General features: G+C 65.3%; 11 protein-coding genes. 3 read left to right on the top strand and 8 right to left on the bottom strand.

Annotation, left to right across the window (positions count from 1 at the left end; all coding sequences use genetic code 11):
- Window positions 1-75: 75 nt before the first annotated feature.
- Window positions 76-861, bottom strand: coding sequence for a helix-turn-helix domain-containing protein (locus HGI30_RS07360; protein ID WP_168907033.1), 786 nt, complete (start codon window positions 859-861; stop codon window positions 76-78).
- Window positions 862-1,061: 200 nt separating this feature from the next.
- Here HGI30_RS07360 and HGI30_RS07355 point away from each other — a divergent pair, with 200 nt between their 5' ends.
- Window positions 1,062-2,369 carry an aminotransferase class I/II-fold pyridoxal phosphate-dependent enzyme gene (locus tag HGI30_RS07355; RefSeq protein WP_168907032.1) on the top strand — a complete coding sequence of 436 codons (1,308 nt, stop codon included), beginning with the start codon at window positions 1,062-1,064 and terminating at the stop codon, window positions 2,367-2,369.
- Between the two features lie 111 nt (window positions 2,370-2,480).
- Here the strand turns inward: HGI30_RS07355 and HGI30_RS07350 are convergent, their stop codons facing one another.
- The 6 genes from HGI30_RS07350 to HGI30_RS07325 form a co-directional block, all read right to left on the bottom strand.
- Window positions 2,481-3,740: an ABC transporter permease gene (locus HGI30_RS07350; protein ID WP_168907031.1), complete on the bottom strand. Its 1,260-nt coding sequence runs from the start codon at window positions 3,738-3,740 to the stop codon at window positions 2,481-2,483.
- A complete protein-coding gene (locus HGI30_RS07345; protein WP_168907030.1) occupies window positions 3,724-4,500 on the bottom strand; it encodes an ABC transporter ATP-binding protein in 777 nt (258 codons plus the stop codon). The genes HGI30_RS07350 and HGI30_RS07345 overlap by 17 nt, the downstream gene beginning before the upstream one ends.
- 20 nt (window positions 4,501-4,520) lie before the next feature.
- Window positions 4,521-6,140 (bottom strand): DEAD/DEAH box helicase, encoded by a 1,620-nt coding sequence (locus HGI30_RS07340; protein ID WP_168907029.1) that lies wholly within the window; start codon window positions 6,138-6,140, stop codon window positions 4,521-4,523.
- Between the two features lie 27 nt (window positions 6,141-6,167).
- Window positions 6,168-6,938: an SDR family NAD(P)-dependent oxidoreductase gene (locus HGI30_RS07335; RefSeq protein WP_168907028.1), complete on the bottom strand. Its 771-nt coding sequence runs from the start codon at window positions 6,936-6,938 to the stop codon at window positions 6,168-6,170.
- Window positions 6,939-7,033: 95 nt separating this feature from the next.
- Window positions 7,034-7,495 (bottom strand): chemotaxis protein CheX, encoded by a 462-nt coding sequence (locus HGI30_RS07330; protein WP_168907027.1) that lies wholly within the window; start codon window positions 7,493-7,495, stop codon window positions 7,034-7,036.
- 165 nt (window positions 7,496-7,660) lie between these two features.
- Window positions 7,661-8,662, bottom strand: a complete 1,002-nt coding sequence (locus HGI30_RS07325) for an HRDC domain-containing protein (protein ID WP_168907026.1) — start codon at window positions 8,660-8,662, stop codon at window positions 7,661-7,663.
- A 275-nt stretch (window positions 8,663-8,937) separates the two neighbouring features.
- Between HGI30_RS07325 and HGI30_RS07320 the strand changes: the two genes are divergently transcribed.
- Both HGI30_RS07320 and HGI30_RS07315 read left to right on the top strand, forming a co-directional pair.
- Entirely contained in the window at window positions 8,938-9,234 is a 297-nt protein-coding gene (locus HGI30_RS07320; protein WP_168907025.1) for a DUF3055 domain-containing protein, read from the top strand.
- Window positions 9,235-9,309: 75 nt separating this feature from the next.
- Window positions 9,310-9,645, top strand: a complete 336-nt coding sequence (locus HGI30_RS07315) for a hypothetical protein (protein ID WP_168909781.1) — start codon at window positions 9,310-9,312, stop codon at window positions 9,643-9,645.
- 152 nt (window positions 9,646-9,797) lie between these two features.
- On the opposite strand, the gene HGI30_RS07310 is transcribed toward HGI30_RS07315, so the two are convergent.
- Entirely contained in the window at window positions 9,798-11,045 is a 1,248-nt protein-coding gene (locus HGI30_RS07310; protein WP_168907024.1) for a DUF445 domain-containing protein, read from the bottom strand.
- Window positions 11,046-11,058: the final 13 nt, after the last annotated feature.

The raw sequence follows: 11,058 nt of genomic DNA, 5'->3' as shown, positions 1-11,058 counted from the left end.
CCCCCTGGGTAGCCTGAAGTGTACTCCACTAAATATTCCCAAGGGGGGACGATTTTATAAAAAAAGATCCGGCGGCTACCGGATCTCGGACGGACTTTTGCCCGTGTACTGCTTGAACTGGCGGCTGAAGAAGAAGATGTCGCGGTAGCCGAGCGCGTCGGCCACCTCGGTCACGTTCATGCCGCCGTGCATGAGCAGATGCTGCGCGCGCTCGATGCGGGTGCGGATCATGTACGTCTGGACGGGGATGCCGATGATCTCCTTGAACTTGATGCTGAAATACCTCGGCGAAAGGCCGGCGCGGCCCGCCAAGTCCTCGACCCGATGAGAGATGCCGGGATTTTGGCGGATGTAGTTGGCGATCTCCTGGATCGCCTCCGTCAGCTGGTTGCTCGCCTTGCGCTCCACCGGCGCCTGCCGGTCGTATCGAAGCAGATGGATCATGAGCTGCTTGAGCAGCAGCCTCGCCTCCTCCTCGGCGGCGAACAGCTGGACGAGGAACAGCCGGACGTAGCGCGAGAGCAGGTATTCGAACTCGACCGTGTCGCCCAGGACGCGATGCCGCGCCGGCACCTCGCCGGCATCGCCCTCGACGTCGAAGTGGATGTACGTCAGCACGAGCGGCTTTTGGGGATTGTGGACGGCGCTCGTGTAGTCGCCGGGGCGGAACAGGAAGCAGCTGCCGGCTTCGAGCGGATACGGCTCGTTGTTGAGCAGCAGCTCGCCTTCCCCGCTCCACACGTAGAACAGGTCGTAGTTCGCCATCGGCTTGTCCCGGCGAGGCCATTTCCAGTTCGGCTCGCAGACGATCTTGGCGAAGGAAGGAAGCAGGACGAACGATGAGGGCGGTACGTGCAGCATGTAGACCTCCCGGGTTTCACGGTACGTTTTTCGTCATCATACCTTACCGGAGCGACCTGCGGCAAGAAGCAGAAAGAATGGTTTTTGTCCCTCCCCGGCAAGGTCAAATAATGGTATAATGACACCCGAACGCCAATGCCTGCCGGGACTGCGCCGACGCGGCCCGGACACATCGACCCCGGAAGGACGGAAGAGGAATCATGAATCCACTTGCCCAGCAGTTGAACGCCGCGCTGGAAAAAGGCAACGCCCATGTCTACGCCATGCTGTCCGGTCTTGGACGGCAGCTGTATTTCCCCAAGGAGGGCATCCTGAGCCAGTCCGCCGAGGCCAAGACCAAGGCCCGGAAGTTCAACGCTACGATCGGCATCGCCACGGAAAACGGCGTCCCGATGCATCTGAAGCTGATTCAGGACACGCTGTCCGCCTACGAGCCGAAGGATCTTTACGAATATGCTCCTCCTGCAGGCAAGCCCGAGCTGCGCTCCGCCTGGCGCGAGAAGATGCTCGTCGAGAATCCCTCGCTCCAGGGCCGCTCGTTCGGCAGCCCGATCGCGACGAACGCGCTGACGCACGGGCTGAGCATCGTCGCGGACCTGTTCGCGGACGACGGCGACGCCGTCGTCATTCCGGACAAGAACTGGGAGAACTACGAGCTGACCTTCGGCGTCCGCCGCGGCGCCGAGATCGTAGAATATCCGCTGTATGCCGAGGGCGGCCGCTTCAACGCCGACGGCCTGCGCGAGGCGCTGCTCGCGCAGCGGGACAAGGGCAAGGCGATCGTCATCCTCAACTTCCCGAACAATCCGACCGGCTACACGCCGGACCGCGAGGAGAGCGAGGCGATCACAGCCGCGCTTCTGGCCGCGGCAGAGGCGGGCATCCGCATCGTCGCCGTCACCGACGACGCCTATTTCGGCCTCTTCTTCGAGGACTCCGTCCACGAGTCGCTGTTCGGCCGCTTGGCAGGGCTGCATGAGCGCATCCTGCCGGTCAAGATCGACGGCGCGACCAAGGAAGAGTACGTCTGGGGCTTCCGCGTCGGCTTCATCACCTATGCTTCCGACTCCGCGGACGTGCTGGCCGCCCTCGAGCAAAAGACGCTCGGCATCATCCGCTCCACCATCTCCAGCGGACCGCATCCGTCGCAGACGTTCATCCTGCACGCGCTTCGGCATCCCGACTTCGAAGCCCAGAAGGCCGAGAAGTACGCCATCATGAAAAGCCGCGCCAACCGCGTCAAGGAGCTGCTCGACAGCGGCCGCTACGACGGCGCCTGGAGCTACTATCCGTTCAACTCCGGCTACTTCATGTGCCTGCGGCTCGAGGACGTCAGCGCCGAGGCCGTGCGCCAGCGCCTGCTCAACGCCTACGAGATCGGCACGATCGCGCTCGGCGAGACGGACCTGCGCGTCGCGTTCTCCTGCACCGAGGAATCCAACCTCGAAGAGCTGTTCGACTCGATCCATCAGGCAGTCCAGGACATCCGTCAAGGCATCACGACCTGATCGGAGCCGGGAAGCGTCAGCCGGACCGCGATAGGGATCAGCTGGCGGCAAGTTCAGCTCGGCAAATGAGAAAAGGCTGTCCCCTTGGAATCGGGGACAGCCTTTTCTCGTTCACTCCTCCTCTTCCTCGCGCTGCTGCCGCTTGAGCAGCCGCCGGGGACGAAGCCCCACGTAGACGGCCGCCAGCAAGGCCGCCGTGGCCGGCGCAAAGACGTGGCCCGCTGCAAGCAGCGGCACGCTGGCGGCGAGCCATAGCAGCGCCGCGACCGCCGTCAGGGCGCTCCGGTCGACGGCCGCCGCCGAGCGCAGGCGCCCGCTCTCCGGAAGCGGATAGACATGCCGCCAGACGACATGGCGATGCCAGCCCGTCAGCGCCGCCGACTGCAAGCCCGCGATCAGCAGGAACAGCAGCACGCAGGCGGCGGCCGCCCAGCCTTCCAGCCAGCCGCTGTCGCCGAGCCAGTAGCAGCAGAGCATGCCGAGCAGCGTCATCCGCAGCAGCATGCCGCCCAGCTCCGTGCGGGCGATGCTCAGGCTGTACAGGTAGGTGTAGGTGCTGCGCTTGCGCAGCGGGATCGCGGACGCGATCCAAGACAGCCACGGACGCGAATGCACGCTCGGCTGCAGCGAGGGCACCTCCGTGAACCAGCCGAAAAAGCGGATATAGCGGCTCGCGGTCCGCCTCTCCTCTTCGATCAGCCGCTCCCAAGGAAGCGGAAGCCGCTTCGGCAAACGGGAGGCCGCCCACCAGAGCAGCGCCGCCGGCGCGGACACGAGCGCCGCCGTCCCCGCCGGCTGCGTGAACCAGACGTAGAGCAGCCAGGCCGTGATCGCCAGCCGCAGCAGCTTTAGGGCGGAGCGGCTCGCTCTCCAGGCGATCTGGCGCTCCCGCCAGGCGGCGGCGCTCGCCAGCGCCTTGAGCGCGAGCACGGCCGCCAGAGCCGGCAGCAGCTCCGGCGTCCAGCCGGTCAGCCGGTCCGCCGGCACATGGGCGCGGATCGGCCAGTACAGCAGCAGCACAGCGGCGGCGAGCACGAGTCCGCCCGGCAGCGTATGCAGCCAGGAGCGGCGGAGATAGCTTTTCATCCCGGCTTCGCGGGGGAGGAGAAAGACGAGGTCGGCCGGCTGCAGCCACGTGCGCATCGGGCTCCAGTACAGTACCGGCGCCAGCAGCAGCGTGCCGAGCGCGGCCGCGGGAAAGTCGGCGGGGATGCGCTCGAGCAGCCCGGCATAGGAAGCCGATCCGACGATAATCAGCGCGAACAGCGCCAGCGGCAGGCCGCTCCGGGCCATGTCGCCCAGGAACGGCAGGCAGTCCTTGTAGAACGCCAGCGCCCGCCGGCGCCATTCGCGGTCAAGCGCCTCGTCCATCGGCGTCACTCTCCTCCACGACGCGGTAGAAGATGTCCTCGAGCGATTCTCCTTCCGCCCCGCGCGAACTCCGGACCTCGTCCATCGTGCCCATTTCCCGGATGCGCCCTCCGTGCAGCAGCATGAAGCGGTCGCAGTACGTCTCCACCGTCGACAGGATATGCGTGCTCATCAGGATCGCCGCACCCTTGGCGCGCTCCTCCACGAGCCGGTCGAGCAGGGAACGGATGCCGAGCGGATCCAGGCCGAGGAACGGCTCGTCGATGATGTACAGAGCCGGCCGGGCCAGCAGCGCGTTCATGAGCATCACCTTCTGCTTCATTCCCTTGGACAGATGGGCCGCCCGCGCCCCTCGCTTCGGCCCCATGCGGAACTCCTCCAGCAAGCGGTCGCGGCCTTCGGCATATTGCTTCTCGTCCAGGCCATAGGCCATCGCGGTCAGACGCAGATGCTCCTCCACCGTCAGCTCCTCGAACAGCACCGGCGCCTCCGGCACATAGGCGTAGGAGCTGCGGTAGCGGTCGGGATCGGCCTCCAGCGTCGTTCCGGCGATGCGGATCTCGCCGCGATGAGGAGCCATCAGCCCGAGCAGATGCTTGACCGTCGTGCTCTTGCCCGCGCCGTTGAGGCCGATCAAGCCCATCATCTCGCCTGCCCGGACCGTAAAGTCCAGCTCATGCAGCACCGGCCGGCGCGGGCTGTAGCCGCCGGTCAGTCCTTTCACCTGGAGCACCTCCGCTCCAGCCTGAAGCTCGCTCATCGAGCGCCGCCCCCCTTCGATCAGTTCTTCGGCGTATCGCCTTGCTCGCGCTTGGCTTTAAGCCATTTCGGCGCGCCTTTGTTCTTGTCCGCCTTCGCCGCGCGCGCCTTGGATTTGACCGGCTTGGCGGGGCTGGCTCCCTTGGCAGGACTCGCTGCCTTGGCAGGACTCGCTGCCTTGGCGGGAAGGGTCGGCTGGACGAAGCCTGACGGCTGAACCTGGGCGGCCGGCTTGGCCAAACTCGACGGCCGCACGGGATGGGACAGCTTGTCAGGACCAGCCCCGGCCGCCGGCTCGCGTCCCGCATCCGAGCTTGGCTTCGCTTGCCGGAACGACGCCTCTTGCGGCTTCACGGCGGCTTGCTTGGCCGCAGACGCCTTCCGCGTGTCCGCCGTGCCGTTGCCGCCGGCCGCAGCCGCTGCGCCCGCGCGGCGGTCCGCCGTCGCTCCCGCAGACGGCTTGACGCGCGCCGGCGCGCCGCCGCTTTTGCCGCGGGGAACTTCATGCGGATCCCACAGCTTGCCTTTGTAGAGCGCTTTCTCCTGCAGCTTGATGCCCAGCTTGCGCTCGTATTTCTCGATCAGGTACGTCTCGTTCGGAGCGGCCAGCGTCAGCACGACGCCCTCGCGCCCCATCCGGCCCGTCCGGCCGGAGCGGTGCACGTACTGGTCCGCGTCCGCAGGCGGCTCCAGGTTCATGACGAGCGGGAGCCCCGGGATGTCGAGGCCGCGTGCGGCCACATCGGTGGCGAGCAGCAGCTTCGTGCGCCCCTCGCGGAAACGGGCGAGCGTGGCGGCGCGCTTCTGCTTGTCGGCATCGCCGTAGATCGATTCCACGTCGAACCCCTCGAACGACAGCTTGGCCTCATAGTTCGCGATCAGGTCCGTATTGTTGATGAAGATCAACGCGGACTCCGGCTCCAGCAGCCGCAGCAGGCGGCGGGCGGTATCGGTCTTGTCGCGCCAGTCGCAGACGACATAATAGTGGGAGATCGTCTCCGACACGCGCTGCGCCGGCTCGATGTCGACGCGCAGCGGCTCCTTCATCCATCGCTTCTCCAGCGTCTTCATGACGTCGGGATGCGTGGCGCTGAAAAAGGCGAGCTGACGGTTCTTCGGCGTCGCCCACAGGATCGTCTCCACGTCGCTCGTCGAGCCGAGCGCGAACACCTGGTCCGCTTCGTCGACGATGACCGTCGCGACTTGCGTCAGCTTGAGCTTCTTGGCCTTGACGAGCTCGTGGATGCGCCCCGGCGTGCCGACGACCAGCTGCGGGTTCAGCTTGAGCTTCTCCAGCTGGCGCTTCATCGCCGCGCCGCCGATCAGCTGCTGGGCGCGGATGCCGAGCGGCTCTCCGTACTCCTGGGCGACGCGCATGATCTGCATCGCCAGCTCCTGCGTCGGCGACAGGATGACGGCTTGAATCGCCTTGCTGGAGGCGTCGATGCGCTGCAGCAGCGGAAGCAGATAGGCGAGCGTTTTGCCGGTGCCGGTCTGCGAGCCTGCCGACACGTCCTTGCCTGCGAGCAGAGGCGGAATCGCCTGCTGCTGGATCGGGGTCGGCTCCCCGATCCCGTTTGCTTCGAACCGTTCGAAAGCCGCCTCGGACAGGCCGAGGCGACTCCAGCTTTCATAAGTCATTTCGTTCGTACTCCTTCAGGTATGCCGCTATTTTTTGTTCAGCATCGGACCGGCGATCCGGCTGGCGATTCCGGGGAACAGCTGGTAGAGCCGGGTGCCTGCGGCAAGCAGCCAAGGCAGGTCCAGCTCGTCGCGAGGACGCTCGACCAGCCCCGCGATGCGGCGGGCGACCCGGTCGGGCTTCATCATGATCCAGCCGATGTTGCGCGCATAGTCGCCGTCCGGATCCGCCTGGTCGAAAAAGGGCGTGTTGATCGGCCCCGGATTGACCGCAGACACGGCGATGCCGCTGCCCGCCAGCTCCTGACGAAGCGCGTTCGTCAGCCCCAGCACGGCATGCTTGCTGGCCGAGTAGCCGCTCGACTTCGGGGTAGCCAGCTTCCCGGCGATCGACGCGACATTAATGATATGGCCGCGACCCTGCTTTTTCATCGCGGGCAGCGCGGCTTGCGTGCAGCGCACGATGCCCATATAGTTTGTCTCCATCATGGAACGGAATTCCTCGAGCGGAGTCTCGTCGAACCGCTTGAAGAGGCCGAATCCGGCGTTGTTGATCAGCACGTCGATCCGGCCGAACTCCTCGAGCACGGAGCGGAACGCCTCTTCGACGGAGCGATCGTCCGTCACGTCGAGCACCCGCACCGCGCTGCCGCCCCCGGCGGCGGCGGCCTGCCGCAGCCGCTCCTCGTTGCGGCCGCAGAGCACCGGCAGCGCTCCCGCGCGGGCGAGATGGCCCGCCGTCAGCGCTCCGATGCCGCTGGACGCTCCGGTCAGCACGACAATCTTATCTTTTACCATGGTCATCACCTGCCCCAAGTGTACTGCATCCGCGGACGGTTGGCAAAAAGCGGCTTGCCCCACGAAAAAAGCTCCCCGAAGGGAGCTTCTTCATGCTAGGACGCCAGCAGCACCTGTATATCCATCTGCCCGATGCCGTCCAAAATGACGGGTACCGTCAGCGCCTTGCGCGACTCCAGCAGCTGGAGCTGGGAGCCCTGGAGCAGCGCAGGAGGCGTGATGTCCACATGAACGCCCTGGCTGGACAGCTTGGTGGTCGCATTGCCGCTGATCATGTTGCTGAGCTCGGAGATGGCGCTCTTGCCCATGTCGTCGAGAGCCGAGAGCTGGAATCCGCCCATCATCGCGGACACGATCCGCAGGGCCGAGACCTCGCTCATGCCGAACACGATATCTCCGCTCACCTGACCGAACAGCTGAATCTGAATCCAAATGAAATCCGATTGACCTCGCAGCTCCTTAAGACCGATCGGTCCCGTCTGCGGCTTGATCTGGACGACCTGCTCCAAAACCATGACCGCAGATTCCAGGAAAGGATTGATAAATTCAGCTTTCATCCGCGTCAATACGCCCCTTATCCGTCAAGTATCTTCACCTTGAGTATATAGGAGCCATTATACTAAAGATCCTAGGACAAGTATACCAATTCTTGCATATCCGCGACTATTGTCCTATATTGTCAACCCTATGGAAGGTCTCATTTTGAATCAGATTCATCCCGGTCAGCCAGCGGTCAGTCCCGCCGCGTTCTCCCGCTTGCAGCGCATCCGGACGAGCCGCAGCCGGTCGTAGGCAAGCTCGATCTTCAAGCCGGACGAAGGCTCGGGACCGTATACCTTGTGCAGGATCGGCTTGAGGTACTTGTCTCCCTCCTGAGCGAGCGCCTGCCGGATGCGCGACAGCTCCTCCGTCGGCACGCCCTCCAGCTCGCGCGCGATGAGCGGCTCGAGATCGTAGCCCTCCTGGTCGAGCTGCTCGAGGCGCTCCATCAGCTCCCGGCGGGGCAGCCCGGTGGCGGCTTGCAGCTCCTCGAGCGTCTTGTCCGCGCGCACGCCCTCCAAGATCAGCCGGCTCGCCTGCTGGCGGTCGAGGCGGTTCTTGTACTTGTGCTCCTTCTGCTTGTACAGCCACTGGACGTACGCCTTGGAGTCGAGCGCCTCCTCGACCCAATCGAGCGGGAACGGCCTCGGTTGGGCCGCCTTTTCCGTCAAGGCCAGCACCTCGGCGGAATAGGAAGCTCCCTTGCCGGGACCCCAGCCGGGAATCGCCGCCAGCTCCTCCGCGGTCCGGGGCACGAACGCCGCGATCATGAGCAGCGTCCGGTTCGTCGCCACGAGGTAGGCCGACTTGCGGTCGGATGTCGCCCGCAGCCTGCGCCAGTCCCGCAGCTCCTCGTACAGCGCGGCGTCGGCATGGAGCTCCCCGTAGCACTGCAGGAGGCTCACCGCGCCGCCCCGAGCCGACGGCCGCTCGTCCAGCATGCCGTCCACAAGCGGAGCGAATCCTTCTCCCATGCGCACCGCCACGCCGTGCCGGAACGCGTTCATCATCTCCTCCCAGCTCGCTCCCTCGTACCACAGATCGGTCGACTCCGAGCTTCCGTGCCGGCTGCCGTTCCAGACGACCGACCACGTTCCCTGCTGCTCGCAGATGGTCAGCTGCGCCGTGTCCAGCCTTCCGTCTCCGAGCGGTTTTTCGAATGAATTCAAGAAAACGATCTGCATGATGGCTCGCACCTCCATAAAATAAGGCCGATAAGGGACGGAAAAGACAAAAAAAGCACCTCTCCCGCTCGCGTCTGCAAGCAAGAGAGGTGCTTCCTCCCGGTCCATCCTTATCTGGTAAATCCATCCTACCATAGGGACGAGGACTCGGCAATCGCTTTTTCCGCCGAGCCGCGAGGCGTGCAGCCCCCTTCCATGCTATACTAGCTCCATCCGCGCCGGACGCCGCCGGTTCAAGCAGGCAGCCGAGCCAGGCGCAAGGGGAGGAACGCATCATGGAGCTCAAAGACTACGATTTCATGTCGGACTCGACCGAGGAGACGTCGACCCGCTTCGTCACGATGATTACGCCCGGACTCAAGCGGTTCGATCTGGCAATCCTGGCGACCAGCCGCTTTTACGGCAAGAAGCTCGTCACCGACCTGCAGGGCGGCCGCACCGCGATCATCGGGCAGGACGACCTGGAGGAGGAAGGCTACCTCGAGCATGTGTTCAAGCTGACCGAGGAGGAGGCGTCCGAGCTGAGCGCGTTTTTGTCGCTCGTCGTGGGCGAAGTGAATTTTACCGACTGAGCGGGAAAAGCTACTACGGCACCCATACGGAGACAGGCTTGCCCAGCCGGTCCCATCCAAGGAGGCCGCCGCATGATGCCAGACCAGCCCGAGGACGGACGCTTTGTCGGCCGTCCCGACACCGACGACGCGACGGAAGAGTCCCGCCGCGAGAAGTACACGGATCTTTCGACCGTAGAGTCCAGCCGCAACGATCTGACCTTCGAGGAGTTCCCCGAAGGCCCTTACGGCGCGACGCTTCACCCCGAGGAGCCCGTCAAGGAGGAGCCTTGGCGGCCGGAGCAGCGCCAGCCCAACCGCTTCGGCTACGAGAACCGCCGCCTGCATGGCGAGCAGGAGCGCGACTATCCCGGCGACGACCGCAGCGGCGCCGGCAACGGCTCCGTGCCGGACGATACGCAGCAGGCTTGACCGACGCCCTCGCGGCCGCTGCCAGGAGGCTCGGGGCTTGGCCGCGGAGGCAAGCAAAAGGGACTGTTCCTGCCATTCGGCCTTGAGCCGGATGGAGGAAGCAGTCCCTTTTCAACGTGGCGGGAATTGTCGGGGAGAAGAGGCGGCTGGAGCTAGATCCAGCCGATCATCGTCAGCACGAGGCCGATCAGGAAGCCGCATACCGCGCCGTTGACGCGGATCCACTGCAGGTCGCTGCCGACCTTGGACTCGAGCATGTCGACGAGCTGCTTGTCGTCGAGCTTGTTGAGGTTGTCGCGGACGAGCAGGCCGATGCGGTAATGGTTGCCCTCGATCGCCTGCACGAGCAGGGACGACAGCCGCTCCTCCCAGCCGCGCACGAGCTCCGGCTCGCTCGACAGCCGGTCGCGGACGGCCTTCATCGCCGTCAGGACGAGGCGGCCGCCGCGGCGCTTGTCCTCCTCCAGCCAATCCAGCAGCTTGCCGCGCAGCTCCTCCGCCTTGGCGGAGACGAATTCGGCCGCCTCGGCCGACTCCAGCTTGAGCGCCGCCCATTCCTTGGCTTTGCCGAGGCTCTCGCCGTCCTCGGCCAGGCCGATGAGCCGCGAGCGCAGCTCCAGCAGCAGCGCGTCGCGCTGGCGACTGCCCGGCGTCGTCAGATCCTTCACGCCGGAGAGGAGCATATGCTGGAGCATCGCCCCCATCTTGTCCTCGTTCATGAAGCCGGCGAACGCCTGCACGGCGAAGCCCATGAAGCCGCCGACCTGGAGCTCCTGCAGCTTGGCCTGCGCCAGCTCGCCGAGCATCTTGCCGGTGGACGGCTTGGAGATCCAGTCGATCGCCTGATCCAGCGCGTAATCCAGCGCCTTCTCGTCCCAGCCCTCGCGGATGACGGCGCCCGCAGCCCGCTCCGCCAGCGGCTGCAGCTCCGCCCCCCTCGCATATCCCGCCGCTCCATGCAGGAGCGAGGAGGACAGCTTCTCCACAGGCAGTCTCTGGACGACGCCTTGAAGGGCAGTCAGCACCGCCTCGCGGTTTTTCCGCTTCGCCAGCATGCGGACGGCCTGCCGGCCGGCGCTCTGGATCAGGTTCAGCTTGCGCAGCCGGGCGCTGATGCTCTCTTTGTTGAGCAGCTCGTTCTCCAGCGAGGAGACGAGCGCGTTGATCAGCTTCGGCTTGTTCTTGAGCAGCAGGTTCGTGTGGGGAATTTTCAGCCCCAGCGGATGGCGGAACAGCGCCGACACCGCGAACCAGTCGGCGATGCCGCCGACGAGGCCGGCCTCGAAGCCGCCCTGCAGCAGCTCGACTGCGCGCCCGCCACCGTCGGCAAGCGCCGTCGTGACCGCGAATCCCGCCGCCATGACGCCCAGCGAGGCGGTTGCCGCATATCTCGTTTTCATGATGATCCCCCGA

The organism is Paenibacillus albicereus (assembly GCF_012676905.1).
In the GTDB taxonomy this organism is placed as follows: Bacteria; Bacillota; Bacilli; order Paenibacillales; family Paenibacillaceae; genus Paenibacillus_O; species Paenibacillus_O albicereus.
This window is presented reverse-complemented; position numbering and strand designations above follow the sequence as displayed.